Raw genomic sequence first — 19,299 nt, 5'->3', positions numbered from 1 at the left:
ACGAGACCTCTAGGATCACCACATGACGTACACCGGAGAGGTCAAGGTCGGCGGTCCGGCCGACGTGCACGAGCTCGCGGACCTGATGATTTCCAAGGTCGCGGTGGGTTCGATGAACAACAACGCGTACCTGCTGCGCTGTCGGGCCACCGACGAGCAGCTGCTCATCGACGCGGCAGCGGAACCGCAGACGCTGCTGAACCTGATCGGCGACGACGGCATCGCCTCCGTCGTCACCACCCACCGGCACGGCGACCACTGGGGCGCTCTCGCGGAGGTCGTGGCGGCCACCGGGGCGCGGACCTACGCGGGCGCCCTCGACGCCGAGGGCATCCCGGTCGCGACCGACGTCCCGGTCGCGGACGGGGACACCCTGCGCGTCGGACGGGTCGAGCTGACCGCACGGCACCTGGTCGGCCACACCCCCGGCTCGATCGCCCTGATCTACGACGACCCGCACGGCCACGCGCACGTGTTCACCGGCGACTGCCTCTTCCCGGGCGGCGTCGGCAACACCCACGACGACCCGGAGGCCTTCAAGAGCCTCATCGACGACGTGCAGCACAAGCTCTTCGAGCAGCTGTCCGACGAGACCTGGGTCTACCCGGGCCACGGCAACGACACCACCCTCGGCGCGGAGCGTCCGCACCTGGCGGAGTGGCGCGAGCGCGGCTGGTAGGGGCCGTCCAGGGATCGCAACGCGTCAACTTCGCCACGCGGAGCACTCCTTCCGGTCGTTGACGGCCGAACGCGTGTCCCGGCGGACGGGGAGGCGGTATCTGGTGCGGCATGCAACCGGACCCCTCCCCGCCACCCGCCCCTGCCGCCTCCCCCGCTCCGGCCCCGCGGGCCGCCGACGACGGCGGCCCCGCCCGGCCCGGCATGCTGAGGCTCGCCTCCGCGGCGCTCGCCGGGACCGCCATCGAGTTCTACGACTTCTTCGTGTACGGGACGGCCGCCGCACTCGTGCTCGGCCCGCTCTTCTTCCCTTCCTTCTCCCCGCTCGCCGGGACCCTGGCCGCCTTCGGCACCTTCGGCGCGGGCTTCCTCGCCCGCCCGCTGGGATCCGCCCTCTTCGGCCACATCGGCGACCGCTACGGCCGGCGCCCGGTCCTGCTGGCCTCGCTGCTGCTCACCGGCCTCGCCACGGTCGCCGTCGGCTGCGTACCGACGTACGGGACGATCGGCATCGCCGCGCCGGTGCTGCTGCTCCTGCTGCGCTTCCTCCAGGGCCTGGGGCTCGGCGGTGAGTGGGGCGGCGCGGTGCTGCTGACCGCCGAGCACGCGCCGGAACACCGCCGCGGACTGTGGGCGAGCTTCCCGCAGATCGGCCCGGCGGTCGGGTTCCTGCTGGCCAACGGCCTGATGCTGGGGCTGTCGGCCTCACTGTCCGACGCCCAGTTCACCTCCTGGGGGTGGCGCGTGCCGTTCTGGGCGGCCGGGCTGCTGGCCCTGGCCGGTCTGTGGCTGCGCCGCTCGGTGGAGGAGACCCCGCAGTTCCGGGCGCTCGCGGCGACGGGGCAGCGGGCCGAGGCCCCGCTCGCCGAGGTGGTCCGGGGCCACTGGCGGCTGCTCCTGCTGACCGGCGGGGCCCTCGCCGTGGGCTACGCCGTCTTCTACGCGGTCACCACCTGGTCCCTCGCCTACGCCACCGAGCGCCTCGCGGTGGGCCGCACGACGATGCTGGCCTGCATCATGGCGGCCGTCGCGTTCAAGGGCCTGATGACCCCGCTGCTCGCCGCGCTCGGCGACCGGTACGGGCGGCGGCCGCTGTGCCTGGCCGGCTGCGCGGCCAGCGCCGTGTGGATGTTCCCGCTGATGGCGCTGCTGCGGACGGCCGACCCGCTGCTGATGACGCTGGGCTTCGCGGTGGCACTGCTGGGCATGGTGACGATGTTCGCGGTGGTGGGGGCGTACCTGCCGGAGTTGTACGCGCCGCGGATCCGCTGCACGGGGGCCGCCGTCGGCTACAACCTGGGCGGGGTGCTGGGCGGGGCGCTGACCCCGATCGTGGCGACGGCGCTGGCGGACGGCTCCGGGCCGCCGTGGGGCGTCGCCGCGTACCTCACGGCGATCGCCCTGGTCAGCCTGGCGTGCTTCGCGCTGCTCCCGGAGACCGGTCCCCGGGTGGTGGGCAAGCGGTCGGGCGGGCCCGCCGGGGTGAGGGAGACGGAAACGGGGGCGGCCGAAGCGGCCGCCCCCGTGTAGGTCCGCTTCCGAGGTCAGGCGTCGACGCTCTCGCCGCGGGTGGCGGCCTCGGCCGCCGCCTGCTTCTTCGAGGCGATCAGGCTGGTGATCGTGGTGATGACCAGGACACCGCAGATGACAGCCAGGGAGAAGGGGATCGAGATCTCCGGGACGTGCACCCCGGACTCGTGCAGGGCGTGCAGCACCAGCTTGACGCCGATGAATCCGAGGATGATCGACAGGCCGTAGCTGAGGTGGACCAGCTTCTCCAGCAGGCCGCCGATGAGGAAGTACAGCTGGCGCAGACCCATCAGCGCGAAGGCGTTGGCCGTGAAGACGATGTACGGGTCCTGGGTGAGGCCGAAGATGGCGGGGATCGAGTCCAGCGCGAACAGCACGTCGGTGGTGCCGATGGCGAGCATGACGATCATCAGCGGGGTCAGCACGCGCTTGCCGTTGTTGACGATGAAGAGCTTGGTGCCGTGGTACTGGTCGGCGACGCCGAACTTCTTCTCGACGGACTTCAGGAGGCGGTTCTCCTCGAACTCCTCGTCCTCCTCGTCCTTGCGGGCCTCCTGGATCAGCTTCCACGCGGTGTAGATCAGGAACGCGCCGAAGATGTAGAAGACCCAGCTGAAGCTGGCGATGATCGCGGCGCCGGCGGCGATGAAGATCGCGCGCAGGACGAGTGCGATCAGCACGCCGATGAGCAGCACGCGCTGCTGGAGGTGCGAGGGCACCGCGAACTTCGCCATGATCAGGACGAAGACGAAGAGGTTGTCGACGCTCAGGGACTTCTCGGTGATGAAGCCCGCGAAGAACTCCTGTGATGCCTGGGGGTTGCCGAAGAACCACAGGCCCAGGCCGAAGAGGGCGGCGAGGACGATCCAGACGACCGTCCAGGTGCCGGCTTCCTTGATCGACACGTCGTGGGGCTTGCGGCCGATGAAGAAATCGGCGCCGATGAGCAGGGACAGACCGAGGATGGTCGCGACCCAAAGGGCCCAGGAAACTTCCATGGTGAATACGCCTCCGGCGGATGGCTCAGCACTTCGTCAGCGTCATCGCTGCCGGAGGTCTCTTCCACCCGGACGGCCTGGAGGCCGCGGGCCGACGCCCCGGGACCGACGTGCGCTCATTCAAACGCAACGGTCCGTATTGACGGGTACGCCGTAGCAGGAAAGCAGGAATACTCCCCTCCGCGCAGACGAGCTTACCCGCCGAAGGCGGTAAAGGTAAAGGGAATGCCAAAGGATGGTCACGGACGGGTAGTGCGCCGGGCCTCCGCCACCCGGTCGAGCGCCTGGCCGAGGACCTGGCTGCCCTGCGGCGGAAGGTCCGGTTCGAAGGTCCAGGCGTGGTGCACCCAGGGGTCCGCCAGGTGGTTGTCCGGTACCGGCGAGAGCCGCATCAGGGAGCGCCACAGCGGATCCAGCAGCGGCCCGTAGGCGGATGCCTCGTCGCGGTCGGCGACCATCAGCAGGTGCACGCCGACCGCCGCGCCCTCGTCGGCGAGGTAGCGCAGCTGGGTGACGGCCCGGTCGTCGAAGCCGTGCGGGAAGTCGTGCACGATGAGCAGCTGCTCGGCGGTGTCCACGTCCGGCGGCAGGTCCTCGGGGGCTCCGGCCTTCAGCGCCATCTGTACGAGGTCCACCCGCCGGGTCAGCTCCGCCAGCGTCCTGCTCACCCCGGCGGCCCCGGCGGCGGGCGGCGCGGCCAGCACCCCGGCCCGTACGAGGGGCGCCAGGGAGGCGGCGCCGGCCCCGGCCGCGTCGATGACGTGGACGGAGAACCGGTCGGCGGGGTGGACCGCGAGCAGCCGCACCGCGTGGGCGACGGCCATGTCCATGGCGGCGCGGCGCAGCCGGTCGGTGTCCATGGCCATCGCGGCCTCGGAACCGGTGCGGCCGTTGTCGATCCACAGTCCGCGCTCCAGCGGCACCCGGACCAGCATGGGGATGCGCAGGTCGGGCCGCTCGGGCAGGTGCAGGTCGCCCAGGCGCAGGGCGAGGGGGCCCTCCTCGGGCGTGCGGTGGCCGTGCCAGACGGGGTTGTCCCAGCGGGCGTACGAGGCGGGCAGTGCCGGCTCTACGACCTCGGACTCGGCGATCAGCTGGGCGAGATCGCGGTCGAGGACGGCCTGGGCCTGGGCGACCAGTTCCTCGCGGCGGGCGCGGGCGGCGTCGCGGGCAGCGTTACCGGAGCCGCCGATGCGGTGGCGCGGGTCGGAGAGGGCGTCGTCGAGCTCGCGGTCCATGCGGGAGTCGGCGAACTCCACGGCGCTGCGGTAGGCGGCGACCGTGCGCGCCAGGTCCTCGAACATGCCCCAGACCTGGTTGTAGAGCCGTTCGTCCATGGACCAGCCGGCGGCGTCGCCGGCGACCGGTCGCGGGGGCTGTCCGGGCTCGGCCGCCGCGGCGGCGCGGGGGGCCGGCTCGGGCGGCTCGCTGCTGGTGCGGCGGCGGCGCGGGTGGGTGTAGCTGATCGTGGGCGGGGAGCCGGCGCCGGCGGGCGCGGGGCCGGGCGTACCGGCGTACGGCACGCCGGAGGCCGGCGTCGGGTCCGGGGCGGGCGCGGCGGCCCGCTCCGGGGTCTGCGGGGCGCGCAGGTCGCCGACGAGGCTGGGCAGGGCCGCGAGCGTCGCGTCGGCCTCCTTCGCCGGGGCGGCGGCGCGCAGTGCGGCGGCGGCCAGCTCCCGGGCGGCCGGTGCGGGCATCCCGCCGTCGGCGAGCAGGGCGCCGAGGCCGTCGGAGTAGCCCTGGCCGACGGCGCGGACCTTCCAGGCGCCCTGGCGCCGGTACAGCTCCAGGGCGATCACGGCGGTCTCGGCGTCCAGACCGGTGAGGGTGTAGCCGGCGATCTCGCCGCCGCCGTCGGGGGCGGCCACGGCCACGTAGGAGGCGGGGACCGCGCCGAAGCAGACCGGGCCGCCGGGCGGCAGTACGAGCAGCACGCCGACGCGGTGGACGTCCGCCGCGACGGCGTCGAGGTCCACGGCGAAGGTGTGCCGGTCGGCGAGGTCCGCCGGCGCGTGCACGCCGGGGAGGGTCCTGGCGCCCGGGTGCGCAAGGACCCCGGTGCCGGCGAGCCGGCCCTGTTCGTCGGCGAGCGAGGCCAGGGCGAGCACGGGTGTGCCCGCCGAGACCCTGATCTCCACCCGGCTCCGGGACACGGGGTGGTTCTGCCCCCGGACCAGTTCGGCCGTCATCGTGCAGCCCCTCCCCCGCGCCTTCTTCTCTTCTTCCGGTACTGCTACAGGTGCGGCAGGATCGCCGGCATGAGGTCCTGGAAGGTGCGGCCGTTGGCCGGGTTGCCCAGGGCCGTCATCTGCCAGCCGGAGCCGGCGCGGGACACCTTCGCCATGATCTGCGCGGTGTACGCACCGCCGCCGTCGAGGGTGTAGCGGGCCAGCTCCTGGCCGTTGGTCTCGTCGACGATGCGGCAGAAGGCGTTCTGCACCTCCTGGAACGTCTGGCCGGTGAAGGAGTTCACCGTGAAGACGATCTGGTCGATGTGGACCGGCACGCGCTGGAGGTCGACGAGGATCGCCTCGTCGTCCCCGCCCTGGCCGACGCCGCCGACGAGGTTGTCACCGGTGTGGCGCACCGAGCCGTCGTCGCTCTGCAGGTGGCGGAAAAAGACCACGTCGACCGGCTGCTTGTCGGCGAAGAGCACCGCCGACGCGTCGAGGTCGATCTCCCGCGTCCGCGAGCCGAACAGTCCGCGGCGCTTGGCCGCCTGCCAGCCCAGGCCCATCCGGACCGCGGTCAGCGTCCCTCCGTCCGACTTCTGCAGACTGATGGCCTGACCCTTGGTCATGTTGACCGTCACGCGCGTCCCCTCTCCGTAGCCCGCCCCAGTTGACTGGTGCGCAGCGTGTTCCTGCGGCTGTGACCCAACCCTACTGACAGCCCCCGACTCAGGCGAGGCCCGCTTCCTTCATCTGCCGAAGCTCCTTCTTCAGCTCGCCGACCTCGTCCCGGATCCGGGCCGCGACCTCGAACTGGAGCTCCGCCGCGGCGGCGCGCATGCGCTCGGTCATCTGCTCGATGAGCGAGGCCAGTTCGGCGGCCGGCCGGTCGGTGAGCACCTCGGCACCCTTGGCCCCCTTGGCCGGTTTCCCACCCTTGCCGCCCTTGGCGCCCGCGGCGGCGTGGCCCGGGAGAGCGCCGAGCGCCGGGACCGGCGCCTTGGCGCCCTTGCCCTCCTTCGCCTGCCGGTATCCGGTGCCGAGGAGCTGCTCGGTGTCCAGTTCCTCGCGGGCGATGGTGGCGACGATGTCGTTGATCTTCTTGCGGAGCGGCTGGGGGTCGATCCCGTTGGCCGTGTTGTAGGCGATCTGCTTCTCGCGGCGCCGGTTGGTCTCCTCGATCGCCTTCTCCATGCCCGGCGTGATCTTGTCCGCGTACATGTGGACCTGGCCGGAGACGTTGCGCGCCGCGCGGCCGATGGTCTGGATCAGGGAGGTGCCCGAACGCAGGAAGCCCTCCTTGTCGGCGTCGAGGATCGCCACCAGGGACACCTCGGGCAGGTCGAGGCCCTCGCGCAGCAGGTTGATGCCGACCAGGACGTCGTACTCGCCGGCCCGCAGTTCGCGCAGGAGCTCGATGCGGCGCAGGGTGTCGACGTCGCTGTGCAGGTAGCGGACCTGGATGCCGAGCTCCAGGAAGTAGTCCGTGAGGTCCTCGGCCATCTTCTTGGTGAGGGTGGTGACCAGGACGCGCTCGTCCTTCTCCACCCGCCGGCGGATCTCGTGGACCAGGTCGTCGATCTGGCCCTCGGTGGGCTTGACCACGACCTCGGGGTCGATGAGGCCGGTGGGGCGGATGATCTGCTCGACGAAGCCGTCGCCGCGCGAGAGCTCGTACTTGCCGGGGGTCGCCGACAGGTAGACGGTCTGGCCGATGCGCTCCTGGAACTCCTCCCACTTCAGCGGCCGGTTGTCCAGCGCGGACGGGAGCCGGAAGCCGTGGTCGACCAGGGTCCGCTTGCGGGAGGCGTCGCCCTCGTACATGGCGCCGATCTGCGGCACGGTGACGTGGGACTCGTCGATGACCAGGAGGAAGTCCTCCGGGAAGTAGTCGATGAGGGTGTTGGGGGCGGAGCCGCGCTCGCGGTCGTCCATGTGCAGCGAGTAGTTCTCGATGCCGGAGCAGGACCCGATCTGGCGCATCATCTCCAGGTCGTAGGTGGTGCGCATGCGCAGGCGCTGCGCCTCCAGCATCTTGCCCTGCTTCTCCAGCTCGGCGAGGCGCTCGGCCAGCTCGGCCTCGATGCCGTTGATCGCCTTCTCCATGCGCTCGGGGCCGGCGACGTAGTGGCTGGCGGGGAAGACGTAGAGCTCGCGGTCCTCGCTGATGACCTCGCCGGTCAGCGGGTGCAGCGTGGAGAGGGCCTCGATCTCGTCGCCGAACATCTCGATGCGGACGGCCAGTTCCTCGTAGACCGGGAAGATCTCGATGGTGTCGCCGCGCACCCGGAAGGTGCCGCGGGTGAAGGCGACGTCGTTGCGCGTGTACTGGATGTCGACGAAGCGGCGCAGCAGCTGGTCCCGGTCGATCTCCTCGCCCACCTTGAGCGAGACCATCCGGTCGACGTACTCCTGCGGGGTGCCGAGGCCGTAGATGCACGACACCGAGGCGACGACGATCACGTCCCGCCGGGTCAGCAGCGAATTGGTGGCGGAGTGGCGCAGCCGCTCCACCTCCTCGTTGATCGAGGAGTCCTTCTCGATGTACGTGTCCGACTGCGGTACGTAGGCCTCGGGCTGGTAGTAGTCGTAGTACGAGACGAAGTACTCGACGGCGTTGTTCGGCAGGAGCTCGCGGAACTCGTTCGCCAGCTGGGCGGCCAGCGTCTTGTTCGGCGCCATGACCAGGGTGGGTCGCTGGAGCTTCTCGATCATCCAGGCGGTGGTCGCCGACTTGCCGGTGCCGGTCGCACCCAGCAGGACGACATCCTTCTCACCTGCACGGATGCGCTTCTCCAGCTCGGCGATGGCCGCCGGCTGGTCGCCGCTGGGCTGGTAGGGGCTGACGACCTCGAAAGGCGCCACCGTGCGTTCGATCTTCGATACGGGCCGCATGACTCCACCGTACGACCCCCCACCGACACTCACGCCTCCCCGCCCGCTCCCGGCGCGCTCCGGGCGGCGCCGCCGGCCTGGGCCACCGTCATCCGTTCTGGTCCGTTTGTCGTAGTTCGGTGGCGGCTAGGTGATCTTCAACCCCATGATCGCGGTGAAGTGCATCGCCACAACGTCTGCCGCTCCGCACCCGTCTGACGCAGGAACAGGGCTCACGACCCGAGGAGAACGCACATGTACGTCCGACCCGCCGCCGCGGCCGCCGCCGCCTTCCTGGGCTTCGCCCTCACCCTGCTGGGCGGGACGGCCTCGTACGCCGCCACCGGGCCCGGATCCGCCGCCGGACCTCTGGGGCTGGGGGGTCCCGTCGTGTACGCCCACCGGGGAGCCTCGGCGTACGCCCCGGAGAACACCCTCGCCGCGGTCGACCTGGCGATGCGGCTGGGCTTCGACTGGGTCGAGAACGACGTGCAGCGCACCAGGGACGGCGAGCTGGTGGTGATCCACGACGACACCCTGGCCCGGACGACGAACGTCGAACAGCTCTTCCCGGACCGCAAGCCATGGAAGGTCAAGGACTTCACGGCGGCCGAGATCGCCCGGCTCGACGCGGGCGGCTGGTTCGGCGAGGAGTACGCGGGGGCCTCCGTCCCGACCCTGCGGCAGTACCTCGACCGGGTGCAGCGCAACCGGCAGCGGCTGCTGCTGGAGATCAAGAAGCCGGAGCTCTACCCGGGGATCGAGGAGCAGACCCTGAGGGTGCTGGGCGAGGCGGGCTGGCTCGACCCGCGCCACGTCGCGCAGCGCCTGGTGGTGCAGAGCTTCAGCGCCGACTCCGTGCGCATCGTGCACGGGCTGCGCCCCGACCTGGTGACGGCCTTCCTGGGCACCCCGCCGGTGGCCGACCTGCCGCGGTACGCGGAGTTCACCGACCGGATCAACCCGTGGCACACCACCATCACCGCCGACTGGGTCGCGGCCGTGCACGGCCTGCTCGGGGCCCACGGCAGGGCGATGGAGGTGGACACCTGGATCGTCGACGACGCCGCGACCGCCCGGAAGGTGCAGGAGATGGGCGTGGACGGGATCATCACCAACGCCCCGGACGTCGTCCGGGAGGCGGTCGGCGGCTTCTGACCGCCTGCGCGCGGCGGCGGGCCGGGAGGACGGCGGCCTGTCGGAGGCGGGCCGTACCGTGGACGGGTGGACAGCACCGAGCGGCCCCGCGGGCCGCACCTCGAATGGGCCGTCGTCGCCAGCGACATCGGCCCCCTGCTCCTGGCCGCGACGTCCGAGGGGCTGGTCCGGGTCGAGTTCCATGCCGGGCCGGACCGGCTCGAGGGGATGGTCGGCCCGCTCGTCTCCCGGCTCGGCGCCGACGCCCGGCGGGCCGCACCGGGTGAGGAGGTGCTGCTGGCCGAGCCGGTGCGCCAGCTCGCCGCGTACTTCGCCGGTTCGCTGCGGCGCTTCGACCTGCCGCTGGACTGGCGCCTCAGCTCCGGCTTCAACCGGCAGGTGCTCCAGGAGCTGGACCGCTCCGTGCCGTACGGATCGGTCGTCGGCTACGGGGAGCTGGCGGCCCGCGTCGGACAGCCCGGCGCGGCCCAGGCCGTGGGCAACGCCATGGGGTCGAACCCGCTGCCGCTGGTGGTGCCCTGCCACCGGGTCGTGGAGAACGACGGCGGCATCGGCGGCTTCGGCGGCGGGCTGGAGACGAAGCGACAGCTCCTCGCGCTGGAGGGGGTGCTTCCGCAGCCGCTGTTCTGAGCTCCCTGCGGCCCGTACGGGCGGCCCCCGCCACCCGGCACGGAAGACGGGTGGGGCCGGCCGGCTGTGACACCCGTGACCTGCGGCCCCGGCCTGCTGCGCCGACCCGGTTCCGCCGGACGGTAAGGGGTGGCACACTGCGCCGGTGACTACTGCTGCCGCCGCACCCGGCTCCGCCACGTCCCCCGCACCCCGCGCCGCGCACCCGCGAGGGCGGTGTACGGCGTGACCGCCTCGCCCGGCACGGACCGGCCCGCCCCGCCGCTCGACCTCCCGGACCTCGCGCGGCTCCAGAAGCGCACCACCCGGGTGCTGATGGCCGGCCAGGTCCTCGGCGGCCTCGGCGTGCCCATCAGCATCGCCCTGGCGCCCGTCCTCGCCACCGAGGTCAGCGGCACCGAGGCGCTGTCCGGCTTCGCCTCGACCGCCTCGGTGATCGGCACCGCCCTGGTCTCGCTGCCGCTCGCCGCCCTGATGACGGCGCGCGGCCGGCGCCCCGGGCTGGTCCTGGCGTACGGGATCGGCGCCGTCGGGGCGGGCCTCGTCGTGCTCGCGGCCACGATCAAGAACTTCCCGCTGCTGCTGCTCGGCATGGCCGCCTTCGGCGCCGCCTCCTCCGCCAACCTCCAGGCCCGCTTCGCCGCCGCGGACCTCGCCGCCCCCGACCGCCGGGCCCGGGCCATCTCGGTCGTCGTCTGGGCGTCCACCCTCGGCGCGGTCCTCGGCCCCAACCTGTCCGCCCCGGCGAGCCGCAGCTTCGCCGGGACCTCCATACCCGAGACGGCCGGCCCCTTCGTGTGGGCCGCCGTCGTCTTCGTACTGACCGGCGCGCTGATCGCCGTACTCCTGCGCCCGGACCCGCTGCTGACGGCCCGGGCCCTCGCCGCACCCGAGGAGCAGGCCCGCGAGGGCCGCTCGATCCGTGCCGGAATCGCCGCCGTGAAGTCCTCGCCGCGGGCCCGCCTCGCCCTGCTGACCGTCGCCGTGTCCCACACCACCATGGTCTCGATCATGGTCATGACCCCGGTGGACCTGGGCCACCACGGCGCCGGGCTGGAACTCGTCGGGCTGGTGATCAGCGGTCACATCGCCGGGATGTTCGCCTTCTCCCCGCTCATGGGGTGGCTCGCGGACCGTCTGGGACGGCTCACCGTGATCGGCCTCGCCGCGGGACTGCTGTCGGTCGCCGCGCTGCTCGCCGGGACGGCCGGGCCCAGCCACGGCCAAAGCGCCCTGGGGCTCTTCCTGCTCGGCCTCGGCTGGTCCGCCGGGATGGTGTCCGGGTCGGCCCTGCTGACCGACTCGGTGCCGCAGGCCGCGCGGGCCGCCGTGCAGGGCCTGAGCGACCTCACGATGAACACGGCCGCCGGCGTGGGCGGGGCCGCCGCCGGCGTCGTCATGTCCCAGGCGGGCTACGGCTGGCTCAATGCCGTCGGGGCCTCGCTGCTGCTGCCGATGGCGGCGCTCGCCCTGTTCACCGCGCGCCGCCACCCCGCGGAGCCCAAGGGGGTCAGTAGCTGATGTGGTAGGCCTTGCGGAGCGTCTCGTGGACGGTCCAGACCGTCTTGTCGCCCTCCCGCAGGACGCAGGCCGAGCCGGGGCCGACCTCCAGGGTCCCGCCGCCCTCGACCTCGACGGTGGCGCGTCCGGCGACCACCACGAACAACTCGTTCGCCTCGACGTCGGTGACCACACCCGGGGTGATCTGCCAGATCCCGCGCACCTGCTTGCCGTCGGCCGACTCCCACAGGACCTTGCCCGTGACGACCGGGTCGCCGGAGACGATCTGCGCGGGGTCGAGGTCCTCGGGCTCCAGCTCCACGTCCGCCACGTCGACGGCGAAGGAGGCGGGGGCGGGGGCGGGGGCGGGGGCGGGGGCGGGGGCGGGTGCGGGTGCGGATGCGGGTGCCGCGGAGTGATCGCTGGTGCTCATGGCGCGCCAGCCTAGTGCGGCCCGCCCGCGCGGCGCGGTGGCCACAGCGTCCAGCAACGGACCGGCCCACGCGTCATCCTGTCCAGTCGGGCCGGGGCGCCGGGCGGTGAGAACCGGCTGGTGGAAGCCGGTGTCCGCCGGTGCGTGCCACACGGTGTCGCGCAGGCCCGCCTCCCGGGCGAACTCCGCGGTCCGCTCCTGCGTGAGCGCCCAGTACGTGGCGCGCGAGGTCCGGGGCGTCCAGGTGTCGCCGGCCGGCAGGAGCTGGAAGAGCTCCAGGTCGTAGCGCTCCCCGTCGGCGTGCCAGTGCCACAGCTGGAAGGTGATGGTGCGCCGCCCGTCGGGGTCCGTCCGGACGTGCGGGGCCTCGCTCTGCGGCCGGGCCCGCAGCAGGTCCCCGTACGGGCGGGTGGACAGCAGCAGGAGTCCGCCGGGGCGCAGGACCCGCAGGGTTTCGGCCAGCGCGGCGCACACGTCCCGTGCGGTCAGCAGGTGGGGCAGCGCGTTGTCGGCGCAGACCACGGCGTCGAAGGAGGCGTCCGCGAAGGGCAGGGCCCGCATGTCGGCGGCGGCGACGGGCAGGGCGAGGCCCCGGCGGGCGGCCTCCCTCGCGGCGCGGGCCGCGGAGAGGGGGCTGAGGTCGGTGCCGGTGACCTTGTGACCCAGTGCGGACAGGCCCAGGGACTGGGTGCCGATGCCGCAGGCGTTGTCGAGGACGGTGTGCGGTCCGGGGCCCAGCGCCGCGGTGAGCAGCGCGTCGAGAGCCCGGCCCTGCCGGGTGACGGAGGCGTCCCAGTCCGCGTAGATGAGGTCGTAGCGGTCGGCGAGCCCGTCGTAGAAGCCGCGCGTGTCCATGGGGGAACGCTACTCGGACAGCTTGGGACGGGTGGGGCGGGAGTGCGTTTGGGGGCGCCGGTCCCGTGCCATGGATGGGGACATGTCACAGCACAGAGCAACTGCATCCCCGTCCGGTGGACCGGTCCTGTCGGACGAGGTGCGCGAGGCACTCGCCCAGGGCAGGCCCGTGGTGGCCCTGGAGTCGACGATCATCGCGCACGGCCTGCCCCGCCCCCGCAACCTGGAAGTGGGTCTCGAACTGGAGGACCTGGTCCGCGCGGAGGGTGCGGTCCCGGCGACGGTCGCGATCGTCGACGGCGTGGCCCGGGCGGGCCTGGACAAGACCCAGCTGGAGCGGATCGCGACCGGCGACGGCGTCCGCAAGCTCGGGCACCGGGATCTGGCGCCCGCGCTGGCGACGGGTGCGACCGGCGCGACGACGGTGTCCGCGACGGCCTTCCTCGCGGCCCGGGCGGGCCTGCGCGTCTTCGCGACGGGCGGGCTGGGCGGCGTGCACCGCGAATGGGCGCAGACGCAGGACGAGTCGGCGGACCTCTCCCTGCTGGCCCGGACCCGGATCACGGTGGTGTGCGCGGGTGTGAAGTCGATCCTGGACGTGCCGGCCACGCTCCAGCGGCTGGAGACGCTGGGGGTGGGGGTGCTCGGGTACGGCACGGACCGGTTCCCCGGCTTCTACCTGGCCGATTCCGGCGAGCCGGTGGACTGGACCGTGCACCGGCCCGAGGAGGTCGCGGCGGTGATGGCCGCCCAGGACGCGCTGGGCGGGCCGGAGTCCGCGCTGCTGGTGGCCAATCCGGTGGCGGCCTCGGACCAGCTGGATCCGCAGCTGCACGACCGGGTCCTGGCCGAGGCGCTCGCCGTCTGCCGGGAGCAGGGGATCACGGGGCAGGCGGTGACGCCGTTCCTGCTGGGGTTCCTGGTACGGGCGACGGCCGGGGCCTCGCTGGAGGCGAACCTTGCTGCGGTACGCGGCAACGTACGGCTCGGTGCCCGGATCGCCGGGGCCTGGGCGGCGCGGGCATGACGGCTGCGGGGGCGCTGCTCGTGGTCGGGGACGTGGTGACGGATGTCGTGGCCATACATCCGCGGCCGCTGGCTCCGGCCACCGACACCGCGGCCCGCATCCGGACCCTGCCGGGCGGGGCGGGGGCCAACGCGGCGTGCTGGGCCGCCCGTACGGGCAGCGCGGAGGTACGCCTCCTCGCGCGGGTGGGCGCGGAGTCCGCGCGGTGGCACGAGCGGGCCCTGGTGGACGCGGGAGTGCGGCCCCGGCTGGTGGTCGACGCGGAGGAGCCGACCGGAACGGTGGTGGCCCTGGTCGGCACGGACGCGGAGCGGACCTTCCTCACCGACAGCGGGGCCTCGCTGCGGCTGTGCCCGGCCGACTGGGCCCCGTCCCTGCTGGACGGGGCGGCGCACCTCCACCTGTCGGGCTATCTGTTCTTCGCCGCCAGCAGCCGGGAGCTGGCCGTGGTCGCGCTGCGGGCGGCGCGGAGCCGGGGGGTGCCGGTGAGCGTGGACCCCGCGTCGGCGGGGTTCCTGGCGGCGCTGGGCCCGCAGCGCTTCCTGGACGCCGTGGCGGGCGCGGGGGTGCTGCTGCCGAACGAGGACGAGGCCCGGCTGCTGGCCGGGCTGCCGGAAGGGGCCGGCGCGGCCCGTGCGGCGGCGGCGCTGAGCCGGCGGGTGCCGCTGGTGGTGGTGACGCTGGGCCCGGCGGGGGCGCTGGTGGCCGAGCGGGGCCGGATCACCGCCGAGGTGGCGGCCGCGGATCCGGCCGAGGCGGTGGTGGACTCCACGGGAGCCGGCGACGCCTTCACGGGCGCCTTCCTCGCGGCCCGCCTGGACGGCGCGGACCCGCCGGATGCGGCTCGCGCGGGCTGCCGCGCAGCAGCCCAAGCCATAACCCGTCCGGGCGGCCGCCCCTGGGCACGTCCCGAGGGCCCACCCGGCGCCGCCTGCCCCTGACCGGGCCGATGCCCGAACGCACTCCACCCCCGCCGGCCATCGGGGCGCGAGTCCGGACAGCACCCACCCCACCCCCGCCGGCGGTCGAGGCGCGAGTCCGGACAACGCACCCCAGCCCCGCCGGCGATCAAGGCGCGGGTCCGGGCAGCGCCCACCCCAGCCCCGCCGGCGATTGAGGCGCGGGTCCGGGCAGCGCCCGGGGAATGGAGGGAGGGCGGGGCGGGGAGGAGGCTCGGCGCAGCGGCACCCGCACCCGCACCCGGCGTCACCGCTTGCGGAACCCCGTCCAGGCGGGGTGCCTGGGGTCGTCGGCCCGCACCACGACATCGGCGGTGGAAGCCGGATCCGCCTCGGCCTCGTACCGGGCGAACGCCGCTCCCGTCCACCGCTCGGACTCCTCGGTCCGCCGCGCGAGCGCCCCCGCCGACAGCCTCACGTGGACGCTCAGGTCGAAGGGGAACCACCGCCCCAGCAGCAGCGGCCCGTGCACCAGCAGCACTCCCGCGGCGGGGAGTTCGACGTAGGGGCTGCGGGTCGCCCGGTCGGTGACCGGATCCCACAGGTCCGGCAGCACCCGCCCCGTCCCGCCGGGATCGGTCGGCCCGAACACCTCGCGCCAGAGCGCGGCCGTGTCGTACCAGCCGTCCAGGTACGCGTCCACGTCCTGGCGGCCGTGCTCGAAGCGGAGGGAGGCGGGCCGCAGGAAGCCGGCCGTCGGCACCACCAGGACCGGGCGTCCGCGCAGCCGCAGCTCCTCCGCGAGCAGTCCGGCGAGGGTGGCGGTGTCCGCCGCGGGCGCTCCGTCGATGCCCACGCGCTGCCAGGCGCCGGGACCGGGGGCGTTGTCGGGGTCGTCGAGGCGGCCGGCGAGCCGCTCGGCCATCCGCTGCCATGTGATCGCTTCCCACTGCACCGGCCCATTGTCAGTGCTCGGCCCTAGCTTTTCCCCACGAGGGATCACCGCGGAAAGGGCGCCGGTGGCCCGGCTTTCGGGGAGGGGTCTGTCATGGCTCGGGAGACGACGTATCTGGAGCTGTCGCAGGACGGCGGCGGGGCGCACAAGTTCTACGAGGTGACCGTGGACGGCACGGCCGTCTGCGTGCGCTACGGACGGATCGGCGCGCCGGGCCAGGTGCAGAGCTCCTCGTTCCCGACGGTCGACAAGGCCCGGGCGGCCGCCGCCAAGAAGATCGGCGAGAAGGTCCGCAAGGGGTATGCCCCGGCCGTGCAGGGGCAGCGCGCCGCCCGTGCGGTGACGCGCCGCCAGGTGTCGTCGGCTCCTTCGACGGCGCGTGCCGTCGCCCCGGTGCTGTGGCGTTTCCGGACCGGTTCCGCGGCCTTCGGGATCCACGTCGACGAGGACCGCTGCTGGGTCGGCAACCAGGCGGGAGACGTGTACACGCTGAGCCACGGGGGTGAGGTGCTGGCCCGCTATTCGCTGCCGGACGGGGTGAAGTGCCTGGTGGCGGACGATTTCTGGATATACGCGGGCTGCGACGACGGCACGGTGTACGACCTGTCGTCGAAGGTCCCCTTCGGTGCCTACGCCATCGCGGCGGACGTGGACATCTACTGGCTGGACATCCACGAGGGGGTGCTGAACGTCTCCGACGCGAACGGCGGTCTGACCGTCATCGACCACGAGGACGAGCACCAGTGGTCGCGGAAGTCCTCGGGGACGGGTGCGTGGATGGTCCGGGCCGACGAGCGGGCCGTGTACCACGGGCACAGCGCCGGCGTGACGGCCTACGCGGCCGACGGCACCGGGCAGTTGTGGCACAGCGCCACCCCGGGCGGTGTCCTGTTCGGCTGGCAGGAGGAGCACTCGGTGTACGCGGGTACGGTCCGCAACACCGTGCAGCGGCTGTCGAAGGCCTCGGGGGCGACGGAGGCCACCTACCGGTGCGACGCGGCGGTGTATTCGTGCGCGACCTCGCCGGACGGCCGCCACGTCTTCGCGGGCGACTCCTCCTCCTCGGTCTACTGCTTCGACGCGGGCGGCAACCGGCTGTGGAAGCTGGGGACCGGTGGCGGGTCGGCGCTGTCGATGCAGTATTTGGACGGGCGGCTGTATCTGGTGACCACGGACGGCTCGCTGGTCTGCGTGGACGCGAGCGAGCAGGCCATCGCGGCGGCCCAGCAGGGTTCGGTGCCCGCGCCGATGGACGTGAAGTCGGCGGCTGCGCTGCCGGTGTTCACCCCGGCCGCGTCGGCCTCGGCGGTGGCGACGGTCTCGATGGCCGCGGTGGCCTCGGATCCGGCGGGCGGTGTGGTGGTGGAGTGCGTCCAGCAGGGCGGCCGGATGCGGGTGCAGGTGGTGTCGAGCGGCTTCGAGTCCTCCTGGAACGTGCAGTTCCCGCGGGGGATCAGGGAGGTCGGCGCCCGGTACGTGGTCGACGGCCTGCATGCGGCCTCCGGGGGTTTCTACCGGGTCCGCGGGGAGATTCGCCGACTGGTGTGAGCGTACGCGGCGGCCCGTACGCGGTGGCCCGTACGCGGCGGCGGCTCAGTGGGGGTGTTGCCGGCAGACCTCCGGTGTGGCACCGGAGGGGGCCGGCGTGGGTATGGAGAACGGGGTCCCCTCGGGCAGCCGGGGGGTCACGTGGAGCACGACCGGCTCGGTGCCGAGGTTGTGGCCCAGGTGTATGTGGCCGATGCCTGCCGGTTCCACGAACGCGGTTCCGGGCCGGTGCACTTCGACGGTGAGGTCGTGCAGGATCCGGGTCAGGGTGCCGGCCAGGACGACGGCTTCGAGCCGCACCCGGTGGTAGTGCCAGCCGGTGCAGCCGCCCGGCGGGATGACGATCTCGTGGCCGGCCGGGACCGTGGTGACGCATGCCCTTCCGGTGCTCATGCCGAAGCCGATCACCGGCGGCCGTGCCGTCGTCGTCCGTCGTGCGCCCATGTGCTCCTCCTCCGTGGACCGGCCCCCGCGGTCGGCGGACCAGGGCCCACCGTAGGAGTGATCAGGCCGATCACGAAAGAGTCGGTGAAACCTCAACCGCCCTTCACCACCAGGTGATATGAGGCCCGTGGGGCGGTATCACACCTGTATGAGCCTGGTCGTGTTCGAGTCTGCGAAGCAGATCCACTGCGCGGAGTGCCGGCAGGGTCCCCTGCGGCACCTGGTCCGCGAGGCCGGTGTGCCCCGGTGCCTGGACTGCGCGGATCTGGGGCATCTCGTCTACCTTCCGCGCGGGGACGCCGCGCTCACCCGACGCTCCCGCGAGGCCAGTTCGCTCTCCGCCGTCGTGGTCCGCTTCAACAGGCGCCGCCGCCGCTACGAGCGCCTCGGGCTCCTGGTCGAGGAAGCCGCTCTGGCGGACGCGGAGCGCGCCTGTCTCGCCGACTCCGAGGCGCGGGCGCGCCGCCGGGAACGCGACCGGCTGCGCCGTGCTGCGCAGGACGTCCGGTTCACGGCGGCCTTCGCCGCCGAGATCGTGCGGCTGTTCCCCGGCTGCCCGGCCGACCGGGCCGTGGCGATCGCCACCCACGCCTCGCTGCGCGGCAGCGGCCGGGTGGGCCGCACCGCGGCGGGTCGGGCCCTGGACGAGGCGGCGGTCTCGGTGGCGGTGCGGGCTGCGGTCCGGCACACCGACACCGAGTACGACGCCCTGCTGATGGCGGGCGTGCCCCGCTTCGCGGCCCGCGCCCGGCTGGCTCCGCGGATCGACGCCATCCTCGACGGGTGGCGCACCCTGCCGCGGAGCGAGGCTAGTTGAGCCGGAAGCGGCGGTAGAGGAGGACACCGCCGAGCAGCAGGGCTCCACCCGCGGGCAGCAGGTAGCCGGCGCCGTCGGCGCCGGTGTGGGCGAGCGCCTCACTGTGCCGCGGCGGCTGGGCCTCGGTGACCGGGACGACCGGCGTGGCGGGGGTGGCCGGCTTGACCGGGGTGACCGGGGTGACCGGCTTCTCGACGACGGGCGGCTGGACCGGCTTGCCCTCGGTGGGCTTCTCGACGTTGACGGACGTGTTGCCGTGCGCGGGGTTCCCGATGCCTACCACGTTGACGGAATTGCCGCTGACGTTCAGCGGGAGGTCGACCGGGAGCTGGATCCCATTGCCGGACAATACGCCCGGAGAATCCTTTCCGCGGCCCTCTGCCACCGCACCCCCGCCGTTCCCGCCGCCCTGCTGCGACGTGCCCGTGTCGCCGCCGCCCCGCGCGTCGTTCGCACAGCGGTTCCCGGCCGCGGGATTCAGCACGCCGACGACGTTCACGGTGTTGCCGCAGAGGTTCACCGGGACGTTCACGGGCAGCTGCACCAGGTTCCCGGACAGCAGACCGGGCGACCGCTCGGCCGTGCCGACGGCGTCCGCGTCGGCGTGGGCGAGCCCGCTCACGCCCGCGACGGCCAGGCCGCCGCCTGCAACGACCGTTGCGATCAGGCCACTTCGACGACTGTGACGCATCACTTTCCCTGCCTTCCGGTGGATTTCGGGGCCCAGCCCCGCACCGGAAACAACGCCTCCGAACCCGTACGGGTTATAGAAGCGGTAGGCA

The 19,299-nt window shown here is 73.2% G+C and carries 17 protein-coding genes and 1 pseudogene; 9 read left to right on the top strand and 9 right to left on the bottom strand.

Going from position 1 to position 19,299, the window contains the following annotated elements; all coding sequences use genetic code 11:
• Positions 1–22 precede the first annotated feature (22 nt).
• Positions 23–679, top strand: a complete 657-nt coding sequence (locus AVW11_RS12300; RefSeq protein ID WP_030846320.1) for an MBL fold metallo-hydrolase — start codon at positions 23–25, stop codon at positions 677–679.
• A 203-nt stretch (positions 680–882) separates the two neighbouring features.
• Positions 883–2,208 (top strand): MFS transporter, encoded by a 1,326-nt coding sequence (locus AVW11_RS12295; RefSeq protein WP_037833317.1) that lies wholly within the window; start codon positions 883–885, stop codon positions 2,206–2,208.
• A gap of 14 nt (positions 2,209–2,222) precedes the next feature.
• On the opposite strand, the gene AVW11_RS12290 is transcribed toward AVW11_RS12295, so the two are convergent.
• The 4 genes from AVW11_RS12290 to uvrB form a co-directional block, all read right to left on the bottom strand.
• On the bottom strand, positions 2,223–3,206 hold the full coding sequence (locus AVW11_RS12290; protein ID WP_030846326.1) for a TerC family protein: 984 nt from the start codon (positions 3,204–3,206) through the stop codon (positions 2,223–2,225).
• 239 nt (positions 3,207–3,445) lie between these two features.
• Positions 3,446–5,395, bottom strand: a complete 1,950-nt coding sequence (locus AVW11_RS12285; RefSeq protein WP_076043993.1) for a TerD family protein — start codon at positions 5,393–5,395, stop codon at positions 3,446–3,448.
• Positions 5,396–5,439: 44 nt separating this feature from the next.
• Entirely contained in the window at positions 5,440–6,018 is a 579-nt protein-coding gene (locus AVW11_RS12280; protein ID WP_030028963.1) for a TerD family protein, read from the bottom strand.
• Positions 6,019–6,106: 88 nt separating this feature from the next.
• Positions 6,107–8,272 (bottom strand): excinuclease ABC subunit UvrB, encoded by a 2,166-nt coding sequence (gene uvrB, locus AVW11_RS12275; protein WP_030846332.1) that lies wholly within the window; start codon positions 8,270–8,272, stop codon positions 6,107–6,109.
• Positions 8,273–8,506: 234 nt separating this feature from the next.
• Between uvrB and AVW11_RS12270 the strand changes: the two genes are divergently transcribed.
• The 3 genes from AVW11_RS12270 (at position 8,507) to AVW11_RS12260 (ending at position 11,560) form a co-directional block, all read left to right on the top strand.
• Positions 8,507–9,409, top strand: a complete 903-nt coding sequence (locus tag AVW11_RS12270; protein ID WP_060178986.1) for a glycerophosphodiester phosphodiesterase — start codon at positions 8,507–8,509, stop codon at positions 9,407–9,409.
• A gap of 66 nt (positions 9,410–9,475) precedes the next feature.
• Positions 9,476–10,039: a methylated-DNA--[protein]-cysteine S-methyltransferase gene (locus AVW11_RS12265; RefSeq protein ID WP_076043992.1), complete on the top strand. Its 564-nt coding sequence runs from the start codon at positions 9,476–9,478 to the stop codon at positions 10,037–10,039.
• 315 nt (positions 10,040–10,354) lie between these two features.
• Positions 10,355–11,560 (top strand): MFS transporter, encoded by a 1,206-nt coding sequence (locus AVW11_RS12260; protein ID WP_173675320.1) that lies wholly within the window; start codon positions 10,355–10,357, stop codon positions 11,558–11,560.
• Here the strand turns inward: AVW11_RS12260 and AVW11_RS35765 are convergent.
• Entirely contained in the window at positions 11,550–11,972 is a 423-nt protein-coding gene (locus AVW11_RS35765; RefSeq protein ID WP_079250601.1) for a cupin domain-containing protein, read from the bottom strand. The two genes, AVW11_RS12260 and AVW11_RS35765, sit on opposite strands and share 11 nt — an antisense overlap.
• 93 nt (positions 11,973–12,065) lie before the next feature.
• A pseudogene (locus AVW11_RS12250) lies at positions 12,066–12,827 on the bottom strand (class I SAM-dependent methyltransferase); the annotation flags it as partial.
• Between the two features lie 82 nt (positions 12,828–12,909).
• On the opposite strand from AVW11_RS12250, the gene AVW11_RS12245 reads away from it, so the two are divergent.
• Entirely contained in the window at positions 12,910–13,854 is a 945-nt protein-coding gene (locus AVW11_RS12245; protein ID WP_060178984.1) for a pseudouridine-5'-phosphate glycosidase, read from the top strand.
• Positions 13,851–14,795 (top strand): carbohydrate kinase family protein, encoded by a 945-nt coding sequence (locus AVW11_RS12240; protein WP_076043991.1) that lies wholly within the window; start codon positions 13,851–13,853, stop codon positions 14,793–14,795. The genes AVW11_RS12245 and AVW11_RS12240 overlap by 4 nt, the downstream gene beginning before the upstream one ends.
• A 265-nt stretch (positions 14,796–15,060) precedes the next feature.
• On the opposite strand, the gene AVW11_RS12235 is transcribed toward AVW11_RS12240, so the two are convergent.
• Positions 15,061–15,708 carry a nucleoside/nucleotide kinase family protein gene (locus AVW11_RS12235; RefSeq protein ID WP_060178982.1) on the bottom strand — a complete coding sequence of 216 codons (648 nt, stop codon included), beginning with the start codon at positions 15,706–15,708 and terminating at the stop codon, positions 15,061–15,063.
• Between the two features lie 93 nt (positions 15,709–15,801).
• Between AVW11_RS12235 and AVW11_RS12230 the strand changes: the two genes are divergently transcribed.
• Positions 15,802–17,256 carry a WGR domain-containing protein gene (locus AVW11_RS12230; protein WP_076043990.1) on the top strand — a complete coding sequence of 485 codons (1,455 nt, stop codon included), beginning with the start codon at positions 15,802–15,804 and terminating at the stop codon, positions 17,254–17,256.
• Positions 17,257–17,301: 45 nt separating this feature from the next.
• Here the strand turns inward: AVW11_RS12230 and AVW11_RS12225 are convergent, their stop codons facing one another.
• On the bottom strand, positions 17,302–17,700 hold the full coding sequence (locus AVW11_RS12225) for a cupin domain-containing protein (RefSeq protein WP_060178980.1): 399 nt from the start codon (positions 17,698–17,700) through the stop codon (positions 17,302–17,304).
• A gap of 148 nt (positions 17,701–17,848) precedes the next feature.
• On the opposite strand from AVW11_RS12225, the gene AVW11_RS12220 reads away from it, so the two are divergent.
• Entirely contained in the window at positions 17,849–18,517 is a 669-nt protein-coding gene (locus tag AVW11_RS12220) for a DUF2293 domain-containing protein (RefSeq protein ID WP_060178979.1), read from the top strand.
• On the opposite strand, the gene AVW11_RS12215 is transcribed toward AVW11_RS12220, so the two are convergent.
• Positions 18,510–19,139, bottom strand: a complete 630-nt coding sequence (locus AVW11_RS12215) for a chaplin (protein WP_413081428.1) — start codon at positions 19,137–19,139, stop codon at positions 18,510–18,512. The genes AVW11_RS12220 and AVW11_RS12215 overlap by 8 nt on opposite strands.
• Between the last annotated feature and the right edge of the window lie 160 nt (positions 19,140–19,299).

The organism is Streptomyces amritsarensis (genome assembly GCF_001953875.1).
Classification (GTDB): Bacteria; Actinomycetota; Actinomycetes; order Streptomycetales; family Streptomycetaceae; genus Streptomyces; species Streptomyces amritsarensis.
This window is presented reverse-complemented; position numbering and strand designations above follow the sequence as displayed.

Bases quoted from the DNA above. Each gene is read 5' to 3' on its own strand.
- AVW11_RS12240 (WP_076043991.1), top strand. From the start codon at position 13,851: ATGACGGCTGCGGGGGCGCTGCTCGTGGTCGGGGACGTGGTGACGGAT.
- AVW11_RS12260 (WP_173675320.1), top strand. From the start codon at position 10,355: ATGGCCGGCCAGGTCCTCGGCGGCCTCGGCGTGCCCATCAGCATCGCC.
- uvrB (WP_030846332.1), bottom strand. From the start codon at position 8,272: ATGCGGCCCGTATCGAAGATCGAACGCACGGTGGCGCCTTTCGAGGTC.
- AVW11_RS12225 (WP_060178980.1), bottom strand. From the start codon at position 17,700: ATGGGCGCACGACGGACGACGACGGCACGGCCGCCGGTGATCGGCTTC.
- AVW11_RS12295 (WP_037833317.1), top strand. From the start codon at position 883: ATGCTGAGGCTCGCCTCCGCGGCGCTCGCCGGGACCGCCATCGAGTTC.
- AVW11_RS12300 (WP_030846320.1), top strand. From the start codon at position 23: ATGACGTACACCGGAGAGGTCAAGGTCGGCGGTCCGGCCGACGTGCAC.
- AVW11_RS12290 (WP_030846326.1), bottom strand. From the start codon at position 3,206: ATGGAAGTTTCCTGGGCCCTTTGGGTCGCGACCATCCTCGGTCTGTCC.
- AVW11_RS12230 (WP_076043990.1), top strand. From the start codon at position 15,802: ATGGCTCGGGAGACGACGTATCTGGAGCTGTCGCAGGACGGCGGCGGG.
- AVW11_RS35765 (WP_079250601.1), bottom strand. From the start codon at position 11,972: ATGAGCACCAGCGATCACTCCGCGGCACCCGCATCCGCACCCGCACCC.
- AVW11_RS12220 (WP_060178979.1), top strand. From the start codon at position 17,849: ATGAGCCTGGTCGTGTTCGAGTCTGCGAAGCAGATCCACTGCGCGGAG.
- AVW11_RS12270 (WP_060178986.1), top strand. From the start codon at position 8,507: ATGTACGTCCGACCCGCCGCCGCGGCCGCCGCCGCCTTCCTGGGCTTC.
- AVW11_RS12285 (WP_076043993.1), bottom strand. From the start codon at position 5,395: ATGACGGCCGAACTGGTCCGGGGGCAGAACCACCCCGTGTCCCGGAGC.
- AVW11_RS12245 (WP_060178984.1), top strand. From the start codon at position 12,910: ATGTCACAGCACAGAGCAACTGCATCCCCGTCCGGTGGACCGGTCCTG.